Annotated in this window: 16 protein-coding genes; 6 read left to right on the top strand and 10 right to left on the bottom strand. The window is 35.0% G+C overall.

Features of this window, described 5'->3' with window-relative positions; genetic code table 11:
* Positions 1-658: 658 nt before the first annotated feature.
* The gene (locus J2786_RS20995; protein WP_047429092.1) at positions 659-1,198 is read right to left on the bottom strand and encodes a hypothetical protein; all 540 of its coding nucleotides are present in this window, start codon (positions 1,196-1,198) and stop codon (positions 659-661) included.
* Between the two features lie 116 nt (positions 1,199-1,314).
* Between J2786_RS20995 and J2786_RS20990 the strand changes: the two genes are divergently transcribed.
* The 5 genes from J2786_RS20990 (at position 1,315) to J2786_RS20970 (ending at position 6,553) form a co-directional block, all read left to right on the top strand.
* Complete coding sequence (locus J2786_RS20990; protein WP_052186890.1) at positions 1,315-3,018, top strand: glycoside hydrolase family 3 protein; 1,704 nt, start codon at positions 1,315-1,317, stop codon at positions 3,016-3,018.
* Positions 3,019-3,044: 26 nt separating this feature from the next.
* Positions 3,045-4,193: an N-acetyl-alpha-D-glucosaminyl L-malate synthase BshA gene (gene bshA / locus J2786_RS20985; RefSeq protein WP_047429091.1), complete on the top strand. Its 1,149-nt coding sequence runs from the start codon at positions 3,045-3,047 to the stop codon at positions 4,191-4,193.
* A 27-nt stretch (positions 4,194-4,220) separates the two neighbouring features.
* Positions 4,221-5,477 (top strand): DUF2851 family protein, encoded by a 1,257-nt coding sequence (locus tag J2786_RS20980; RefSeq protein WP_047429088.1) that lies wholly within the window; start codon positions 4,221-4,223, stop codon positions 5,475-5,477.
* Between the two features lie 338 nt (positions 5,478-5,815).
* A complete protein-coding gene (locus J2786_RS20975) occupies positions 5,816-6,037 on the top strand; it encodes a PspC family transcriptional regulator (RefSeq protein ID WP_034695702.1) in 222 nt (73 codons plus the stop codon).
* Positions 6,038-6,040: 3 nt separating this feature from the next.
* On the top strand, positions 6,041-6,553 hold the full coding sequence (locus J2786_RS20970; RefSeq protein WP_047429086.1) for a GNAT family N-acetyltransferase: 513 nt from the start codon (positions 6,041-6,043) through the stop codon (positions 6,551-6,553).
* A gap of 52 nt (positions 6,554-6,605) precedes the next feature.
* Here the strand turns inward: J2786_RS20970 and J2786_RS20965 are convergent, their stop codons facing one another.
* The 4 genes from J2786_RS20965 to J2786_RS20950 all read right to left on the bottom strand — a co-directional run bounded on the left by J2786_RS20965 (position 6,606) and on the right by J2786_RS20950 (position 9,813).
* Entirely contained in the window at positions 6,606-7,340 is a 735-nt protein-coding gene (locus J2786_RS20965; protein ID WP_047429084.1) for an SIMPL domain-containing protein, read from the bottom strand.
* A gap of 79 nt (positions 7,341-7,419) precedes the next feature.
* Complete coding sequence (locus tag J2786_RS20960; protein WP_226798766.1) at positions 7,420-8,229, bottom strand: carboxypeptidase-like regulatory domain-containing protein; 810 nt, start codon at positions 8,227-8,229, stop codon at positions 7,420-7,422.
* A gap of 17 nt (positions 8,230-8,246) precedes the next feature.
* The gene (locus J2786_RS20955) at positions 8,247-9,065 is read right to left on the bottom strand and encodes a hypothetical protein (RefSeq protein ID WP_047429083.1); all 819 of its coding nucleotides are present in this window, start codon (positions 9,063-9,065) and stop codon (positions 8,247-8,249) included.
* 1 nt (position 9,066) lies between these two features.
* Positions 9,067-9,813, bottom strand: coding sequence for a hypothetical protein (locus J2786_RS20950; RefSeq protein ID WP_047429081.1), 747 nt, complete (start codon positions 9,811-9,813; stop codon positions 9,067-9,069).
* Between the two features lie 182 nt (positions 9,814-9,995).
* On the opposite strand from J2786_RS20950, the gene J2786_RS20945 reads away from it, so the two are divergent.
* On the top strand, positions 9,996-13,136 hold the full coding sequence (locus J2786_RS20945; RefSeq protein WP_047429079.1) for a UvrD-helicase domain-containing protein: 3,141 nt from the start codon (positions 9,996-9,998) through the stop codon (positions 13,134-13,136).
* A gap of 432 nt (positions 13,137-13,568) precedes the next feature.
* Here the strand turns inward: J2786_RS20945 and J2786_RS20940 are convergent, their stop codons facing one another.
* The 5 genes from J2786_RS20940 to J2786_RS20920 form a co-directional block, all read right to left on the bottom strand.
* Entirely contained in the window at positions 13,569-14,078 is a 510-nt protein-coding gene (locus J2786_RS20940) for a ferritin (protein ID WP_047429076.1), read from the bottom strand.
* 127 nt (positions 14,079-14,205) lie between these two features.
* Entirely contained in the window at positions 14,206-14,655 is a 450-nt protein-coding gene (locus J2786_RS20935) for a DUF4890 domain-containing protein (protein WP_047429074.1), read from the bottom strand.
* A gap of 187 nt (positions 14,656-14,842) precedes the next feature.
* A complete protein-coding gene (locus J2786_RS20930) occupies positions 14,843-15,841 on the bottom strand; it encodes a hypothetical protein (protein WP_047429072.1) in 999 nt (332 codons plus the stop codon).
* A 139-nt stretch (positions 15,842-15,980) separates the two neighbouring features.
* Complete coding sequence (locus J2786_RS20925) at positions 15,981-18,632, bottom strand: 4-alpha-glucanotransferase (protein WP_310026635.1); 2,652 nt, start codon at positions 18,630-18,632, stop codon at positions 15,981-15,983.
* Between the two features lie 126 nt (positions 18,633-18,758).
* Positions 18,759-19,925: a T9SS type A sorting domain-containing protein gene (locus tag J2786_RS20920; RefSeq protein ID WP_047429067.1), complete on the bottom strand. Its 1,167-nt coding sequence runs from the start codon at positions 19,923-19,925 to the stop codon at positions 18,759-18,761.
* Between the last annotated feature and the right edge of the window lie 415 nt (positions 19,926-20,340).

Genomic DNA, 20,340 nt, shown 5'->3' with positions numbered 1-20,340 from the left:
GCCGAGGTCAGACCACAATTATTAATGATCCTACTTAAAGCGCACTTTCTATTGAATTTCCATTTGAGGGAAATGCTACTTATCAAATTATACTAACATCTTGGTTTGAAGATTCCATTTATGAAACAAAACACAATGAGTTTCATCTGGACGACGATAGGTATGATATTAATAAAAGTGAAGGTTTCCCGACAGTTGGCATAGAACTAAGTAATAGTCCTGAAATTAAAGGAGTCGATCCTTGTGCAGAAAGACCTTTTGTTCAACCCTCTGGTTTTCTCAACAGAAATTACCATAAAGATCAAAAAATAATATTAACAAAACCATTAAGGGATATAAAAGAACTGACTTACAACTTTTCTATAACTGAGCCCAAAAATGCAATGATAATTTATTTCATGCCAGAGCGTTCAGAAAATAGAATTTCAGATTATATCCCGAAAAATGTTTTTACTATGTTTCTTTATAAAATAAAAGTGATAAAAAAACCATTTGATCCTTCTCATGTAGTACCACCTAGGGTTACTACGCCAGACCCAGATTTACCATGTGGTTTTAGAGGAGGCTGCTAACCAATTATCATAAAAAAATCAAAAGCCCCGGAAGAATTTCTCCCGGGACTTTTTTAATTATAAAAAACTGAAAAGATATTTCTAAATTATTTAGTCTTGATTTTAGACTCATCAATATTGTAATATTTGATTACACTATTATAGTCTGAATAATCAACTGCAGCAGCTGCTGCACTCTTAGATGTACCAGTTTTGGCAGGAACAATTACTACTCTGAATTTTTTGTTCGTGTAATATACTGGATTATTATCAAGGTTAACTCCAGTAGTTGATCTCACATCAATTCCTATATCAAACTTACTGAAGTCATATGAATATTCAACTTTATCAGCACCATTGTTAGGATATTCTGTATAAGTAAGCAATTTCCAGATTGGAGAATTATTATTGGTAAGACCTGTCTGTAAATAAATCAGAACTACATCAGATTCAAGTAAAGGACTTTTAAATGCGTCATCAAAATGATATGTATAGCTATCCTGTTTATTAAATTTTGGAATAATATCATAAGCTGTTGAATACGTATCATTATCCTGACCTTGTACCACAACATCATCACTATTATCACAGCTATAAGCGGTAAAACCTACAGCACCCAGGAATAAGAAGAGAAGTATTTTTTTCATTTTTAGTAAAGTTTAGTTATTATTTATATTGCGTATTCAAATCATATACCAAAAATCTCAAAAACTTTGTTTTCCTCACTTTTTTAATTGTATTTTTGTTCTTATTCAAAAAAGTCATGAAGAAATTATTATATACTTCACTCTTTATTGTCGCACTGATAAGCCCTAACGTGAAAGCCCAGTATCAGCCCAAAAATGCTTCTAAGGAAGATCTGAAAAAGGCTCAGCAATGGGTTGATACCACCTATAAAAATCTTTCTCAGGATGAAAAACTAGGACAGCTTTTTATTGTGGCATTATATACCAATAGAGGAGAAGACTATATCAGCCAGGTTAGAAATATTGTTACGAATGATAAAATAGGCGGTCTGATTTTAATGCAGGACGATGCCGCAAGGGAAATCAATCTGGTCAACGAATTTCAACAAAAGTCTAAAGTTCCTTTAATGATCGGAATGGATGCAGAATGGGGAATATATCAGAGAATTGCTACAGCTCACAAATTTCCATGGGCTATGACATTAGGTGCTATTCAGGATAAAAATCTTGTGTATCAGATGGCAGCAAAAATTGCAGAAGACTGCCGCAGAATGGGAATCAACTGGGATTTCGCTCCTGTAGTAGATGTCAACACCAATCCTGATAATCCGATTATCGGTAACAGAAGCTTCGGATCTGAAGTGGATAATGTCATCACCTCTGCCCTATCCTATTCTAACGGTCTTCAGGATAACAATATCTTAGCGGCTATCAAACACTTTCCGGGACACGGAGATACCAGCACAGATTCTCACCTTGATCTTCCTGTAGTTTCTCACAGTACTGAAAGGCTTGACGCCGTAGAACTGGCACCTTTCAAAGCATTGATGAATAAAGGAATCGGTGGTGTAATGGTTGCTCATTTATATGTTCCAAGCTTAGAATCAGGAAAGGGAATTCCTGCTTCTGTTTCTAAAAACATTATTACAGGATTACTGAAAGATAAATTAGGATATAAAGGTTTAATTATTACAGATGCTTTAAATATGGGCGCTGTAGCCAATAAATACCAACCGGGCGAGCTGGATGCTATGGCTTTTAAAGCAGGAAATGATATTATGCTTTTCTCACAAGGCGTTTCTGAAGGTAAAAAACTGATCCAAAAAGCTATTGATAAAGGAGAAATTCCACAGTCCAGAGTGGAAGAAAGTGTGAAAAAGATCTTGTTAACCAAATATTTTCTTGGTCTTACCCAATACACTCCTAAAAACCCTGAAAACATCAATAAGGATTTAAATAATGATTCTCACACCCAATTGGTACAGAATCTTTACTCCAATGCATTGACTTTATTAAAGGATGAAAAGAAATTATTGCCTCTTAAAGGAAAACAGATTTATTATGTTCCTCTTGAAGAAGCTCCTTACCAGACTTTCGCCAACAGATTGGGGAACAATATTATCATTAAAAAAGCCGGGGAAATTAAAACTATTCCGGCAGGATCTACAGTGATCATAGGTTTCCACAAAGACAATTCAACAGCTTATAAGCCTTATAAAATATCAGCAGAATCCAAAAAAATACTTTCTGATCTTACCAAAAACCAGAATGTTATTCTGAATGTATTCGGAAGTGCTTATGCATTAAAGGATATTGATATCTCAAAAGTTTCAACAGTTCTTGTTTCTTATGAAAACAATGACGATTCTATGAATGCAGCTGCAGATGCTTTAAACGGAAAAACAAAAATATGGGGAAAACTTCCGGTATTGGTTAATGACCAGTTAAAACCGGGAATGGGTATAGAATTTAATACAACTCCCCAGACAAACACCAAATAATACAAAATTAAAACAACAATAATCTAATGAAAATAGGCATACTTTGCTATCCTACCTATGGAGGAAGCGGAATTGTAGCAACAGAATTAGGCATGTCTCTTGCCAATAAAGGCTACGAGGTACATTTCATCAGTTCTGCACTTCCAGCAAGATTAGACATTACCAACCCGAATATTTTCTTTCACAGGGTAAATGTTCAGACCTATCCTCTTTTCCAGTACCAGCCATATGATATTGCGCTAAGTTCGATGATCTATAGGGTTGTCAATCTTTACAAACTGGATCTTCTTCACGCACATTATGCCATTCCTTATGCGTATGCTGCTTTTACAGCAAAACAAATGCTTAAGGAAGATAATAATGATATCCCGTTGGTGACTACTTTGCATGGAACAGATATTACCCTTGTAGGTCAGCACCCAAGTTATAAACATGCGGTAGAATTTTCGATCAATCAGTCTGATGCGATTACTTCAGTTTCTGAAAGTCTGAAAAAAGATACTCTTCAGTTTTTTAATATCAAAAAAGACATTCAGGTGATTACCAATTTTATTGATAATTCTGAATTCGATGACTGCTCTGAGTGCCAGAGAACACAGTTTGCCAATCCGGATGAAAAAATTCTGATCCATGTATCCAACCTTCGTCCGGTAAAACGTGTAGACGAAGTCCTGCAGATCTTTAAAAATGTGGAGAGAAAAGTTAAATCCAAGCTCATCATTATTGGTGAAGGTCCTGACATGGAAAAAGTAAATCAGTTTCTGGAAGAAAATCCGGAACTTATTTCCAAAATCCGTCTTTTAGGAAAGGTAAATGATCTTTATAAAATTTTACAGCTTTCAGATGTATTTCTTCTGCCTTCTGAACAGGAAAGTTTTGGTCTTGCAGCTTTGGAAGCCATGGCAGCGTATACACCGGTTATCAGTTCCAATGCAGGAGGAATTCCTGAGGTGAATATTCAGGGAGAAACAGGTTATCTGGCTGAAATCGGAAATGTGGAAGCCATGAGTAACTACACCATCAAGCTGTTAAGTAATGATGAACTTTTAGCCAAAATGAAGCAAAACGCGAAAGATCAGGCAATAAAGTTCGATTTGAAAAACATTCTTCCTATCTATGAGAAAATGTATAGAACAACTATAGAAAATTTTAATAAGGAGCTGACGAAAGTATAATATTTCTATTATATTTACGTCACACTTATGACGGAAAAACTACTTCAATATCTTTGGAACTATAAGATTTTCACCTATTTTGACTTCAAGGATATTGAAGGAAATTCCGTTGAGATCATAAATTTCGGAAAATGGAATAAAAATGCAGGACCCGATTTTCTTGATGCTAAAATCAAAATCAACGGCTTACTTCTCGCAGGAAATATAGAACTGCATGTACGCTCTTCAGACTGGATTTTCCACAATCATTCCCAGGACCCCAATTATTGCAATATCATTCTTCATGTGGTGTTTCAACACGACATAGAAATTCATGAACTTACCGGAAAGCAGGTTCCAACCTTGGAACTGCAAAATTATATTGATGAAAATATCGTCTGGAAGTACGAGAAACTTATTAATGGAGACGAATTTATTGCCTGCGAAAAGATTTTTGACCCAAAAAAAATGCCTGTCAACTTTTATGAAGAAAGTATACTAAAAAAACTGGATGAAAAATCTTTAGAACTTGAACAGAGTTTACATCAATATAAAAATAATTTTGAGGCCGTCTTATTCCACAGTTTTGCTTATTCATTCGGGTTAAAAGTAAATGCTGCAATTTTCCGGCAGATTGCAGAAAGTGTAGATTACAGTATTATTAATAAAATCCGCCAGAATCCTCTGCAGCTTGAAGCCTTGTTATATGGAATTTCAGGATGGCTGGAAATTCCTAAGGATGGCCAGATGAAAATATGGAAAAGAGAATTTGATTTCATTAAAAGCAAATTTTCCATTTCTGATGTAAAGCTTCATCCTAAGTTTTTAAGATTAAGACCACCCAATTTCCCAACTATCCGATTGTCTCAATTGGCAGACCTTTACAAACATCAGAACTTATTCTCAAAAATTATGGAAGCGAGAAGTTTGGAACAGCTGTACAGTATTTTCCACTCTATAAAAGCCTCTGAGTATTGGGATTTTCATTTTAATTTCGGAAGCATTTCCAAAGTACAGCCTAAAACATTGAGTAGAGATTTTGTAGATCTTCTTATTTTAAACACGGTAATCCCCTTACAATATGCTTATTACAAATATCATCAGGAAGAGATTGCAGATGACATTATTGAGCTTTACAGGTCTATTGCGGGAGAGAAAAACACCATCATTACAAGCTGGAAAAAACTTGGGGTGCGGGTTACCAATGCGCTGGAAAGTCAAAGTCTTATTTATCATCATAAAACCTGCTGTGAGCCGAAAAACTGTTTATCCTGTGCTATCGGTTTCAAACTTTTAAAAGAATAGTTATATTCTACAGCATTACTATCCGATAAAAAGTAAATACATTGAAAATATTTACAGCATGAATTAACAGATCGCTCCTAGGGAGCTTTATTTTTTACAGAGACTTCATTTTTTCTACTAACAGCAGATCCCGATAGGCTCAAATCCAGCTCCAGCGGGTGCTGACTGTTAATAGGACGTATTTGTTTCAAAATTATAGCTCCAGAGGAGCGACCTGTTAATTATTCTTTAATGTAACCGGACAAGAATGATTTTACAGATAAAATCAGGCAAAAAATGTATCAAAAAAAATCCTTAACTTTGAGTATTAGATTAAACTATTAAATAACAATCCGGAAATGCTGAGTAATATCCGTCATAAAATGGAAAGAGAGTGGTTTGGTGTACTGACAAGAACTGGTGCCAAACTGGGAATTCCTGTTTCTAAATTGAGAATTTTCTTTATTTATTCTACTTTTGCAACGGCAGGTTTTTTCTTTCTGATCTACTTAGGATTGGCATTCACCCTTTGGATTAAAGATATATTCATCACCAGAAGACCAAGTGTCTTTGATTTATAAATTATGGAATTTTCACCAATTACTTCCGCACAAGATCGTAGAGTTCAGGAAATCTATACTTCTTATACTACCACTTTTCCTGCAGACGAACAAAGAGATAAAGATAAGTTTGAAAGTTTATTTTCAAATCCTTATGTAGAATTCATGTCTGTTATCCACGAATCTGAAGCTATTGGATACCTCATCCTATGGAAACTGGATTCTTTTGTTTTCGTAGAACATTTTGAAGTGTTTGAAGCATTCCGAAGTAAAAAACTCGGATCTCACATTATGAATCATTTATCGGAAAGTTATCCAAGTATTATCCTGGAAATTGAGCCTGCAGAATTGAGTGAGGATGCTTCAAGACGGTATTCTTTTTATCAGAGAAATAATTTCAGTCTGATTGACACCAACCATGTACAGCCTAGTTATGGTGAAGGAAAAAAATCTTTGAACTTATGGCTGCTTGCCAACTACACTCCTGAAAATGTAGAGGAAGCTAAAAAAGAGATTCATAAAATTATTTATGCTTAAATATAAAACGCCGGAATAACTTTCCGGCGTTTTTCTTTTACTGATATTTATATTAATTTACTTCATATTCCAGTTTGATGGTAATACTGGCTTCCTTTTCTTTGGATGAAGTATTAAAAGTTCCGCCGTAAGAATAATCTTCATTGGAGTTGGGGGCTGTAATCTGAATCACACCCATGGTTGCTTTTTTAAGATTTCCAAGGCTGCTTCCTGAGTTTTCTGCAATTTTTTCAGCACGTTCCTTGGCATCCTTCGTTGCACTGGCAATCATTTCCTGTTTCACTGTAGCCAGTTTGGTGTAGAAATAAGCGGGTGAAGAAGAAGTGAATTCAATACCGCGGTTGATAATTTCGGTAATATTTCTGGATAGGTTTTCAATTTTTCCTACCTCCTTACTTTCAATAGAAACTTTTTGGGTAAGATTATAACCGGAGAATTCACCCTGAACATAATTTCCGTTTGAATCATTATAGCTTCTGAACTGTTTCTGAATATCTACCGAAGAAAATACGATTTCCTTCTGTTGGATTCCCTTTGACAGCAGATAGTCATTGATTACTTTTCTATCCATTGCCAGCTCATCATAGGCAGACTTCAGATCCACATTATTTTTGGAAAAACTTCCGGACCAGGTGATCAGATCAGATGTAAACTGTTTGGTTCCTAAACCTGTTACAGATATGGTATTGTCAGATTTATTTCTGTTTTTAATTGCGTTTCCTAAAAATGCGAGACCAACGATAAAACCTAATGCTGCAATAGCTACTGCAAAAATGTTTTTATTCATAAAATTTGTGAATTTGGATTGTTATTTACTATTGTATCAATTTCTATTCCAATATTTTAAGAATTTATTAACATTTAAATTACTTTTGATTCTGTTTTAATCGCTCTATAAAAAGAGGAGCTGTTTCTTCCAGCCTCAGCATCACACCGGAAAGATTTCTTGCTTTTACATAAGTTCGTACCTGGGGTTTTGCTAAAAATGAAAACTGAATAAATTCTGAAATTCTGTCACCAGGAATTCCGGCTTTGATGAAATATTCATCATCTATTCTGTCCCGGACCCAGGTAATATGTTCCTGAAGATCATCATATCTGTATTGTCTTTTCTGCCTTCGGGCTTTCCCGCTAATCAGATCATACACTCCCTGAACATTGAGGCTTCCAAAAAGTATGGGTAAAAGAACACTTTTCACTTCTGCCGGCTTCTCTCTCATCTTTCCTACCGGCTGCGGAAGGCCAACGGCATCTCTTACCTGCTCTCCTTTATCTACTTTAGCTACAATCCGGGAATCTGTTTCCAGATCTCCGGTGAGTTTTTTTACAATTTTTACTTCCCCCACATCTCTCGGAATCTGGCGAAGCGTAATATACAGAGGCAAGTTGGTACCATTGGTAAGAACTTTTCTGGAGACTCTGTTGAAATCTTCTTTTACAAATCTTAATTCATCATTAGAATTGGCATCAATAGAAAATATACCTTCGGAATCAGAATATACTTTCTTATCAGTAGCCATATTAATCACGATTACCTTACTCAGATTTTCACCATTGTCATCCACTATCCGTCCCGTTACTTTTTGTTGAGACAAAACAAAAGTACTGCAAAGAAGCATCAGGAAAAGAAAAATTCTTCTCTGTGATATTTCAATATTTTCAGTGATATAAGCCAACTTTTAATTTATATATATTATTCCCGAGTTCCTTCTAAGGGATGTGTTTTACTGTATTCCCCAAAGGCAACTTTAAGTTCATATTCAATGACACTGACACTAAAATCTTTACGGTATTTTTTCGCCAATGAACGCGTTTTATCCGCATAAAGAAGAAACGCTTCAATCTGTTCTTCATCCATTCCGTATTTCTTCAGGAAATTCAGATTCACTTCATTTCTTACTCTCCTGAGGAAATCCTGGGTTTCAATGTAATTCGCTTTGGTAATTTTAGGTTTTGTTGCCTTCTTTACCAGGTCCGATACAGCATTAAATACGCCAAACAGATTTACCTGGCCCACATTAAAATCATGTCCGGTAAAAGTTTTTGATGTGGTATTATTGGGTAAGGGTTCAATCAACGGACTTCTCATATAATCCTCCATATCAGATTTTAAACTCTGAAGCTTTCTGGATTCATTATAATGCTGATTATCTTTTGCCAGATTTCCGGTAGGTCTGTACTTAATTTTAACCTCCGGAATTTGAATTTCCACTTTCTTCAGGATAATATTGAACGGAGTATTGATCTCTTCTCTGGTCAATTTTTTATCAACACGATAATACCCTTCTTTTACAAATCTGATCTCATCATTTTCTTTGGCTTCGATTTCAAATCTGCCGGACATATCACTTAGTACACTTCTATTTTCCGAAATATTTACAACGAGCGCAGGTGCTAAATCCAGTTCATCACCTGTAATTACCTTCCCGGATATTTTTTGTTGCCCCCATAATTCTGATGCGATACAAAAAAGCACAAACAATAAAACTCTTTTGATATATTTTGTTCTCATATTATCTTTGAGTTTGTGGAGCACGATAGGATGAAATTCTTGTCAGGACAAAACGTTGAAATCTGTTCAGATCCGCATCACTGCAGAATCCATATTTCAGAATTTTTTTCCTTTCAAAACCACCTGCAAAAACGTAATAAATAAAATGGTCTATCAGAGGTTTTTCTATTTTAAGATTGGTAAAATAATCATCACCAAGGCTCGCTCTGATGTATTTCATTAAATCTACATCATCCCATTTATTTTTCACTTTCCCTATAAAAAAACCTTCCCCTTTCGGCTGTACAAATTCTCCGGGTTTTGCGGCCAGTATTCTGGGATCTGATTTCTGAGCAATATACCGATCCATATCTTTGAGCAGTTTTTCAACCTTTTGGGGTTTATTATAAAGTTTCGAATCAATTTTAAGGTTTCCTGTAAGCCCTTGTTTTATTTCCACCTCAGGAATCTGAATGGTCTGGCGTACAAGACTTATATTCATAGGAGACTGTGTATTTTCCTGAGAAACTATTTTGGTGAGACGTTCATAACCCGCTTTTATAAAACGTAATTCATCTCCCTGTCTTCCGGAAATCATAAAATGGCCATCCCGGTTTGAAACTACTATTTCATCGGTTCTGATATTTACAACATTCACATCCTGCATTTCAGTACCATTTTCGGAAATAATTTTACCAAATATATAACTTTGGGCATGGGTATGGATAAAAAGAATAAAGGATAAGAAAAAGAATAGTTTGAGTTTCACGGGCTATTTTTTATAAAGCAAAGCTAAAATTATTTTTAATTTATCCCATAAGTTTAACCACAGTTAACGCGTTTTAATATTTCTTTTTAATTTTTGCCATCTAAACTGTTAAATCAGCTGATTAAATTGTTAAAATTTCTTTTAAATTTTAGCTAACTTGCAGTCTCAATTCTCTTTCAACAATGCAAAATTCTTACACAGTCATCAATGCTTCTGCCGGATCCGGGAAAACATATGCCCTGGTACAAAGGCTTTTGATGATCTGTCTCCGCTATCCTAATCAACAGCAGTCGATCAGGAATATTCTCGCCCTGACTTTCACCAATAAGGCAGCGAATGAGATGAAGGAAAGAATTTTATCGTGGTTGGGGAATTTTTCAGCTAAAGATTATGCTGAAAATACAGATCTGAAAAATATTCAGAAAGCATTTGAAGAACAGGGTCTGAAAATTACCATTGATGACCTTCATCAACGTTCTAAAAAACTGCTGGATTACGTTCTCCACAATTATTCTACACTGAATATCGGAACGATTGACCGTTTTAACTCAAGACTGGTAAGAAGTTTTTCCTATGAATTGGGACTGGCTAAAAATTTTAATCTTGAAATTGAAGCTGAGCCGTTTCTGATAGAGGCCGTAGATAAAATGCTGGATCAGATTGGTGAAAATGAAACGATCTCCAATTCTTTCATGGATTATGTAGATTACAGTCTCGAAAACAATGAAAGAATCAATCTTAACAAAAATCTTTATGATTCTGCGAAGGAATTTGTAAAGGATATTCACTACGAGCATCTGAAAAGCAATAAAAGTTTTGACGATGCCAATTATGAGAATATAAAGAATGCGCTGCGTAAAGAGATTGTTCTCAATAAAAAACAGTCTGCAGAACTGGCAGCCGGTTCCATTGAGTTATTCAAATCAAGAAATATTGATATTGAGGATTTTGCTCAGGGTAAAAACGGAATCGGAGGCTTCTTCACAAAGGTTATAGATTTTTATCAACAGAAGAGAGCCGGTTTTCCTTTTCCTACAACTCAGGAAGAGTCTGTGATCAACAATTACAGAAAGGGAGCGTCTTCAAAGTCAAAACATAAAGAATCTGAGATTTTTGAAATTCTGGATCAGCTTCTGGACAACCGGATGAAACTTATCATTCTGTATATTGAGACTCAAAAGAAAGAGAAAGTTTTGTCTGCACTTCTTCCTTTAAAGGTAAATAAGGATATTCAGGATGAGCTTCAAAAAATTGAAGAGGAAAATGATCTTGTCCTTCTTTCCAAGTTTAATATTCTGATCAATGAAAATCTTAAAAATGAACCATCAGCATTTATTTATGAAAAAGTAGGTTCACAATTTCAGCATTATTTCTTTGATGAGTTTCAGGATACCTCAGAACTGCAGTGGCAGAATTTTGTTCCGCTAAGAGATCACAGTGTTTCTACCGAATACACCTCATTTACATTGGTGGGAGATCCCAAGCAGAGTATTTACAGATTCCGTGGCGGCGAAAGTAAACTGATGCTGGATATCATTAACAAAAAGGAATTTTCACCAAAGGAAGCTGATCTTCTGGTATTAAAAGACAACTGGAGAAGTGCCAGAAACATTGTACAATTCAACAACGAGTTGTACCGTTTCCATTCTGAAGGACTCCTGGAAGAGCATCAAAATATTTTCGGGGCAGACGCTGAGCAAAATCCAAAATCCCAAAAGGATGGACGTGTTAAGGTTAACCTAATCGAAAATCTTACGAATGAAGAATTTTATACCGATACTTCTGAAAGAATGCAGAAAGATATTCAGGAATGTCTGGATAATGGTTTCAAGTTTTCTGACATCACTATTCTTTGCCGGGGAAATTTTGATATTTTCAGCTATTCTCAAAAACTGGGAAGTTTAAAGGTAAACTACAAAGGAGAAGAAACCAATATCAAAACGATCTCAGATAAAGGTCTTACTCTGGAACTTTCCAATACGTTAAAGGCGGTTATTGAATTTCTTCGCTGGGAGCTTAATCCAAAGAATAAACATTGCCTGATCATGATGATGTATCATCTGAATACGTTGGGAAAAATTCATATGCCGGATTTTACTTTAGGAATGAAAGAAATTCTGGATATTGAAGGCCACGAAGAAATTCTGCAGTTTATTCAGCAAAAATATTCGCTGCAGCTTAAACAGGACAACTTCCCGAGATTCAATCTTTACAATTTTATAGAATATTATATCAACGAATTCTCTGTCGAAAATAAAGAAACAGACTTTCTACTGAACTTCCTGGAAATGCTTTTCAACTTTACGCAGAATGCAGGTGCCAGTACCAAAGAGTTTTTAAAATACTGGGATGAAGAAGCTGCTTCCTATACCATTCAGGCTTCAGAAAATATTGATGCTGTCCAGATCATGACCATCCACAAGTCTAAAGGACTGGAATTTCCCATTGTTTTTATCCCAATGATGAATAAGAATCGGGACAGTGAGTTCACCAACTGGTTTGATACCAATGAGAATGAAGCTTTAAAATCGGTCAACATTAATCAATTCAGCAAAAACCTGGAAGCTTACGATGATGAAATTCTGTTTTTCAACACTAAAAATTCTTATAAAAACCTGATTGACAGATTATGTCTTCAGTATGTAGCGACGACAAGACCTGTTGAACAATTATTTTTTTATCTTCAAAAAGCGAATAAAACTTCCAATAATCTTGAGCTTTTGGAATTCCTTCAGACAAAAAATCCTGAACAGGCTGATGCGTTTGATGTTTATGAAGTGAATCCTGAAATGCTTAGGAAATATTCGAAAGATAAAAGTTCCTCTTTTAAAACGCAGAATATTCAGAACCTGAAGAATGTTAATGAAAAAAGTACTTCTATCAAGATTGCAACGCCTTCAAAAAACTATCAGGTGCGAAATGAAAAGGTAAGAATCGGGCTATTTGTTCACGAACTTTTATCAAAGATCAATACAGAAAATGACATCGTGAAGGTATTGGATGGTTATGCTTTAGAAGGACAGATTACACTGGAGGAGAAAAATGAGATACAGGTTACGCTGCAGGAAATTATCAGAAAATATGCAGAATTCTTTGATGAAAAATGGGAAGTGATCAACGAGAAAGATATTATGATCTCTGAAAGAGGAGAAAGCCATATCTTCAGGCCGGACCGTATCTTGAAGAATGAAGAAGGTTATATGATTGTAGATTTCAAAACCGGTGAACAAAAAGCGAAGGATGAAGCGCAGGTAGAAGGATATAAAAACATTCTTGAACGTTTGGGCAAAAAAGTACTCAAAACTCAGATCATTTATCTATAATCTGAACATTTACAAAACATTACTATACAATTTTTGTAAAAAATCTTTCAAAATATGAAAAGGTTTTATTATTTTTATTCTAAGATGAATATAATTATATAGTCTCCGATTATATTTTGATTACAACTAACCAACCATGAGAATATATTTAAACTCCTTTTTTATAAGTCTGATCATCATGTTATGTACTACAGTGGTCACTTACAATATTGTCGATTGTTTAGATCCGCCCGTTACATCAGAAGGGCATCATTATATGCCCGCTGAAAACATAGCCAACTCTTTATTTCTAAGTTTTGTATTGGGAGCGGTGGTTTTTATTTCCGCTGTGAGAATCCAGAGGCAGCCATATAGGAAATAGCTCTATTGTTTTAACAAAAAAAACCGCTATTCCTGAGGATAACGGTTTTATATTTTGAAGAATTTTCAATCTTAAGCGGTTGTATTGGGAGTAAATACTCTCTGTGACAATTCCTGGTCAAAAAGATATAATGCGGATGGATTATCACATACCATTTTGATTTTTGTTACGTATTGAGAAGCACTCGCTTCTTCTTCTACCTGTTCGTTGATGAACCACTGCAGGAATGATGTTGTTGCAAAATCTCCCTCATCGTTTGCATTTTTTACAATATTGAAAATACTTTTAGTTACCACTTTCTCATGTGCTAATGCTTTCTCAAAAATATCTGTCGCGTTTTCGAACTCGTGTGGAGGTTTTGGAATTTCTCCGATGATAATTTCTCCTCCTACATCATTCAAATAATCAAACATTTTGTCTGCATGCATCAATTCTTCTTTGCTCTGTACTCTGAAATAGTTGGCAATTCCATCCAGATCTTTTCCGGAAAACCATGCAGACATTGAAAGATAATATTGAGCGGCGTATTGTTCGTGGGCAATTTGTTCGTTAATTAATTTTGCAATTTTTTCGCTAACCATAAGTATTAAATTTATAGTCAAAAATAGGGAATAAAAGCCCGAAATCAAAAGTTTTAAAGAAAATTAATACAAAAAGGATGGAAAACCATCCATCCTTAACACATTAAAAAACTAAAATTACAAACTGTTATTTTACTTCAGCAGTTCCTGTATTCATCGACTTTTTCATCATTTTTCTTTCTTTCATAGCCATTTTCATTTTCTCTGCTTTAGCTTTTCTGTCAGCCTGCCATTTATCATATTGATCAGGAGTAAGGATTTTTTTCATATCTGCATCCATTTGTGCTCTTTTGGCCTGCATTTCCTGCATCTTAGCTTGTCTGTCTACTTTATTTTTGTCGAACTCAGCCTTCATTTCAGCTTTTCTTTTGTCTTGAAGAGCCTTTATCTGTGTTACCTGAGATGGGTTAAGATTAAGGTCCTTTTGCATCTGATCCAGACGTTCCTGCTGTCTCTGCTCCATTTTCTGCTTCATTTCAACTGCTCTTGCCTGTCTGTCTTGTGGAGTTGTAGTTTGTTGCGCCATTGCAAAACTTCCCATTCCGATAAATGCTATTGCTAAAACTAATTTTTTCATCTTTTTAAAATTTAATTAATTGTTATTTTGTTAGTATACCTTTTTGATTATGAATTAAAACACAAGTTAAACTAACATATTCATAAATAATGTTAAATTTTAATAAAAATAAATCAATAAAAGAACAAAAAAAAGGACAGATTATAAAAACCTGTCCTTCACACCACTTAAATATAATATATGAAAATTAATTCCTTACTAAACTGCCTCTAAAACCGCCACCGCTATTCCCACGGCTCTCCTGTCTTGGTGCAGAATTTTCAGATCTCTGTCTGAAACCTCCTCCATTGTTTCCTCTGAATCCACCATTATCTTCTCGTTTCGGAGCTTCTCTTCTTACTTCACTATTTCCTCTGAAGCCACCTCCATTGCTATTTCTGAAGCCTCCGTTATCATTATTTCCTCTGTTTCCTCCATTATCAGAATTCCCTCTGAAACCGCCTCCATTACTATTTCTGAAACCGCCGTTATTATCATTTCTGAAACCGGAATTATTGTTATTTCCATTGTTTCCCCGGAAGCCACCTGAATTTCCATGGTTTCCCGTGTTTCTGAAACCGTTATCCGGTCTGCTGCTTCTTCTGACAATATCGAAAGTAGGATTATCCATTCTTCGGAATCTTGATCGGTCTACCCTGTAAATATTGATATTAATATTTCTATATCTCGGCATTACCGTATATCTCGGTACATAATAGGTTCTTCTGTAATTCTGGAAATAAACTATTGGGCTGGAACCTCTGTAATAGTTATTCTGGAAAACCACGAATACTCTTGGTCCTAAAATTCTTTCCAAGGCATAAAACCTGTCATAATACCATCTGTCCGGATTATATCTGTAGAAATTATTCCATGAGCTAAAACTTGCATACAGATTATTCAATCTCATAATCTGGTCTACCTGCCATCTGCTTAATCTGTTCTGAACGAAAAATCCGTTCCAGTCGATATTAATAATACTTCCTCTGTAGTCGTTATAATAGCTTTGGTAATAATTACTTGGATAATAGTCCTGAGGATAATTGTAATAATAATCGTCAGGAAAATAATTTCTGTCATCTTCATCACTGTAATAACCTCCCTCATTCTGATAATAACCATCATCATCCCAACCATTATTCGGATACTGCTGAGCCGACGTCAAAACGCCTAACCCAATAGCTAATCCCAAAAATATTTTTTTCATTTCTATAGTCGTTAATTGGTTAATATATAGCAGAATATCTTAATTCTATCTTTTTGATATAAATAAAAAAAAGAAGTTAAATCATAAGATTAAGCTTCTTTCAAAATATTTTTAACTAATTGATAATCAGATGTTAAATTTACGCTCTTCCACTATCTTTTATCCAATGAGCAATTTTTTGGTTGAAAGATTTCTTCTCTTTCAGGTCTTCAAGGTTGATGTGCATTCTGTAGCGCCAGTAATGTGGGAAAACTGCAGGATTGTTGATCCTTTCGTTATCCATTTTCTTATTGGTAAGCTCTGCATCTGTGGCAAGGAACTCCTGAATCGGGAAAATAGCAAGCATAGCCTCATTATACAGATGTTGTTTCATGATGATCTCTGCAAGATGCGGATTGAGATCTTCGGGTGATTTTCCATACTGTATTAATTGTTGATTGTAATATTTCTGTGTGAGTACAGGATCTTCCTTCCACCATTGTCTTAATGTTGAACTGTCGTGGGAGGATGCTGTCACTACATTCATATAATTTGCATTCTTAGGATTATAGAATGGAATATTATCAGAAGGCATTCTTTGTACTTTAAGTGCTATAATAGCCAATTCATCCATCACTATGGGAACGCAGGCAGGAACCATTCCAAGATCTTCACCGCAAATAAGCATTTTGGTAGCATTCAGGATGACCGGAAGTTTTTCCATGGCCTTTTCAAACCACAAATGGTCCTGTCTTCTGAAAAAGTAATCATGGTAGAGGTCATAAATACTCTTTTGTTCTGCTTCCGAAAGGTATTTATAAGATTCTGTATTGTAAACATTGAATCTCGGATGATAAACTGTTTTCCCATTTCTTTCCTCTGTTAAAAACAAAACATTGGCACAAAGGGAAACCAGTTTCTCTTCAAGAGAGCCGTATGATTTTTTCTTAAAGAAGTTAACAAGTTTTCTCTGGGTATCAAATTCTTCCTTGAAAGTATAAGTACCGTCTTCATTACGGTTCATAAACTCAAGAGCTTTTGCGCTTTCTTCTCCGAAATTATCCCATAAGATCTTATTGTTGATAAAAGGCTTACAATATCTGTCAAAATCGAACGGAATCTGCCACGCTTTAAATTCATCCACGACAATAGGAACAGCCGGATAAAAGTACCCTAAAATTCCTTGTACAGCAGAAATCGGCATTCTCCATATTCTGAAGAACCCTAATATATGGTCAATTCTCATGGCATCAAAATACTGTTCCAATGCTTTGAATCTGTTTTTCCACCATTTGTAATCGTCCGCTTTCATTGCTTCCCAATTGTAAGTGGGGAACTCCCAGTTTTGTCCAAGTTCTGTAAACTGGTCAGGAGGTGCGCCTGCCTGGAAATCCATACCGAATAATTCCGGTTCTGTCCATGCTTCTACTGAGTATCTGTAAATTCCGATGGGAAGATCTCCCTTCAACGAAACTCCCAGGTTATGGGTATAATCAACAGCATCTTTAAGCTGTACATGCAATTGATATTGTACCCAGGCATGAAGCATTGAGGTATCATAATCTTTATTTTTCGTCGTAAAAAACTGTGAGATCTTACCTGCAATATATTTTTTGTGGGTCTTCCACTCGTTGAAATTAGGTGTTTTATATCTATCTCTTAAAACACAGAATGCAGAATAAGGAACAAGCCAATATTCATTATCCTTGATAAATTTCCTGAAGTTCCTGTCTTTATAGATTTTGTCTTTTTCTTTGTTGAAAACAGCGGTCAGATATTTCCACTTACCGTCTATCATCTTTTCATAATCAATCAGGTCCAATGCATTTAACTTCTCTTTTTCAAGCAGATACTCATTAACTAATTCTTTCGGTAAAGAATAATCAAGGTTTTCTAAAGAAATATATTGTGGATGCAAAGCATAAACAGACACTGCGGCATATGGATAGGAATCCGTCCATGAGTAATTAGCAGTTGTATCATTGATCGGGAGAATCTGAATAATTCCCAGATTGGTTTCTTTGGTCCAATCTGCCAGTTTTTTAATATCTGTAAATTCTCCAACTCCAAATCCATCCTCACTTCTCAGAGAGAATACAGGAATTGCCACTCCAGCATCATGATACATCTGATATCCTTTAAATCTGAAATAATGATTGGAGACCACCTGCAGCACATCACTTATTGGATTGGCAACTGTAAATCTGTTTTCGCCGGTCTCTACATCGATAACCCTATTTTCTTTAGTATCGTAAATACAATATTTAAACTGGATAAATTCATTCTCCGGGATTTCAACAGAAGTTTCCCACATTCCAAAATCTGTCTGATTCAGATGAACAACATTATCATAGCTCCAGTTTCCTAAAGACGCCGTGCTTCCAAAAAGAACAATCCTCCAATCCGGATTATAAATAGGAGCTTCTATCCTAAAGAGATGGGTATGCTTTTTTAAAACCGTAACTTTTTCAGGAATAAAATCGTGTAGTTTATTATAAAGAATTTTGTTATTTAAATAATTCTCAGGAAAGTTTTTGTTATTCCATTCATCAAAAATGATAAACTCCTTATAATTGTGTGGAAAGCTCAAATGATGCCCCTCGAATTCTTCCCTCAATACATCTCCTTTTTCGTTCACAACTCGATAATGATAGGAAATGGATTTTGAAAAATAGTCTACTTCACATTTCCATAGACCATTCTCCGCATAAAACATAGTATGGATATGTAAGGTATTCTCCTCTTCACCAAATACCAGCTGCAAATTTTCTCCGGCATTTACAATATATCCTACATTAAAGTATAGTTTCATCTATATTTTTTTATAAAAGTACATTTTAATATCGAAAAATAAAACTTATTGGATGTCAAATAATCATTAAAAAACCTTCTCAAAACAATTTGAAAAGGTTGTTATATGATGATTCACAGTACACTATTATCTCGTTACCAGAATCTTCTTGTTGAATATTATTTTTCCGGATTCATCAGCAATATTTACAATATACGCTCCAGTCACCAATCCTTTAAGGTATACTTTTTCATCCAATGAGCTATCTTTTACAGATAAGCTCTGAGTCATTACATTTTTGCCTGCCATATCAAAGATATTCAATTTAATGGTACCTTTTACATTGTTGTTAACATGAACGTTGATATAGTGCTCATCAACCCTTGTTGGATAAATATCGAGATTTGTAGCCAGAGTATTAACCGTTGAAGATTTATCATTAGCAAAATATTTACTTGCCAAATCATAAATATGAAGTCCCTGTTCTCCCGGAAGCTGCTTAGCCTGCAATGTTACCAGATCAACCTCATATAAAGCTCCTCCTTTTGCACTTGCTACAACAACTTTACCCTGAGCATTTACTGCAGAACCATTTACTGAATAGTTATCAGGAATCCCCGTAATTTTACCTATAAATTTAGCTTTCAAATCCTTTGTCACAACTTTAAAGACATTCCCTGAAGCAGCAAATACATAGAAGTTATTATCTGCATCAGCAATCATATCACCTCCGAAACCGGTTTCCATAGCAGTAAAGGAATTTCGGCCATTAGAAGCATCATCTTTAATAATTCCAAGATCATTTACAATATATTGTCCCGCTTCTTTTCTTATTTCCAAAAACTGTGTTCCCGCATTATTTACAGCATAAATATTTCCGTTATATCCGGTTGCCATCCTGGTAATATGAGAATTGATATCGCATGATGATACTCTTGCCACTTTATTTTCCACTAAAGTGATTTCTTTTGTCTTCGGATTCAAAACGTAAATATTTGAAGAAAACATAGGCATATAAACCAGATTGTTATTCGAAGAATCATATGCAAGAGCTGCTAATGTCACGGCTTGAGAATGATTGTAAGAATTTCTGTCTTCTGCTACAACACCTTTTCTCGTTTGTGAAAATACTTTTGCTGAAGAATCAGCTGTAAAAAACTTCTCTCCTGATGTTCCATTAGTCCCATCAATGGCACGAAAATCATTGAAAGTAATACTCTGAGTGTCTTTTCCTGTAATCGCAAAGAAATCCTGTTGTGCTTGTGCATTCACACCTAATAACAGTAAAAATAGAGGGAATAAATGTTTTTTCATACTATATATATTTAAATTTGTAATTGTTTTAATTCTACTAAGTTACACAATTTTCAAAATACAAAAACAAAAAATCTCCGGTAATTGAATAAAGTGAATTACAAATCAAAAAATATCAGCCAGCATAAAGACTGTGTATTTTCGTTTACTTCTGTAGATTAGAATATAACAGAAATCTAAAAATTTCAGGAGCTTTTTCCCGCTATTCATTCATACTCCTCGCACCTAGTGCTTTCCTATGCGCGAAGCCGGAGGGCCTACACCCCTGCTGCGGGGTAACCATTGCTATCGGGGCTAGGGAGAAACATGAATGATAAGTGATAATTGATGATTGCTTACTACGCGCATCTATTATCTATTATCTATTATCTATTATCTATTATCTATTATCTATTATCTATTATCTATTATCTAT

The organism is Chryseobacterium vietnamense (genome assembly GCF_031454475.1).
Classification (GTDB): domain Bacteria; phylum Bacteroidota; class Bacteroidia; order Flavobacteriales; family Weeksellaceae; genus Chryseobacterium; species Chryseobacterium vietnamense.
Note: the sequence above shows the minus strand (reverse complement) of the source record. Positions and strands in the feature narration are given on the sequence as shown.

What these genes read in the sequence shown, in the direction of transcription:
- J2786_RS20940 (WP_047429076.1), bottom strand. Translation starts at nt 14,078, where the DNA reads ATGGTTAGCGAAAAAATTGCAAAATTAATTAACGAACAAATTGCCCAC.
- J2786_RS20965 (WP_047429084.1), bottom strand. Translation starts at nt 7,340, where the DNA reads ATGAATAAAAACATTTTTGCAGTAGCTATTGCAGCATTAGGTTTTATC.
- J2786_RS20920 (WP_047429067.1), bottom strand. Translation starts at nt 19,925, where the DNA reads ATGAAAAAACATTTATTCCCTCTATTTTTACTGTTATTAGGTGTGAAT.
- J2786_RS20975 (WP_034695702.1), top strand. Translation starts at nt 5,816, where the DNA reads ATGCTGAGTAATATCCGTCATAAAATGGAAAGAGAGTGGTTTGGTGTA.
- bshA (WP_047429091.1), top strand. Translation starts at nt 3,045, where the DNA reads ATGAAAATAGGCATACTTTGCTATCCTACCTATGGAGGAAGCGGAATT.
- J2786_RS20970 (WP_047429086.1), top strand. Translation starts at nt 6,041, where the DNA reads ATGGAATTTTCACCAATTACTTCCGCACAAGATCGTAGAGTTCAGGAA.
- J2786_RS20935 (WP_047429074.1), bottom strand. Translation starts at nt 14,655, where the DNA reads ATGAAAAAATTAGTTTTAGCAATAGCATTTATCGGAATGGGAAGTTTT.
- J2786_RS20955 (WP_047429083.1), bottom strand. Translation starts at nt 9,065, where the DNA reads ATGAGAACAAAATATATCAAAAGAGTTTTATTGTTTGTGCTTTTTTGT.
- J2786_RS20995 (WP_047429092.1), bottom strand. Translation starts at nt 1,198, where the DNA reads ATGAAAAAAATACTTCTCTTCTTATTCCTGGGTGCTGTAGGTTTTACC.
- J2786_RS20930 (WP_047429072.1), bottom strand. Translation starts at nt 15,841, where the DNA reads ATGAAAAAAATATTTTTGGGATTAGCTATTGGGTTAGGCGTTTTGACG.
- J2786_RS20945 (WP_047429079.1), top strand. Translation starts at nt 9,996, where the DNA reads ATGCAAAATTCTTACACAGTCATCAATGCTTCTGCCGGATCCGGGAAA.
- J2786_RS20925 (WP_310026635.1), bottom strand. Translation starts at nt 18,632, where the DNA reads ATGAAACTATACTTTAATGTAGGATATATTGTAAATGCCGGAGAAAAT.
- J2786_RS20980 (WP_047429088.1), top strand. Translation starts at nt 4,221, where the DNA reads ATGACGGAAAAACTACTTCAATATCTTTGGAACTATAAGATTTTCACC.
- J2786_RS20990 (WP_052186890.1), top strand. Translation starts at nt 1,315, where the DNA reads ATGAAGAAATTATTATATACTTCACTCTTTATTGTCGCACTGATAAGC.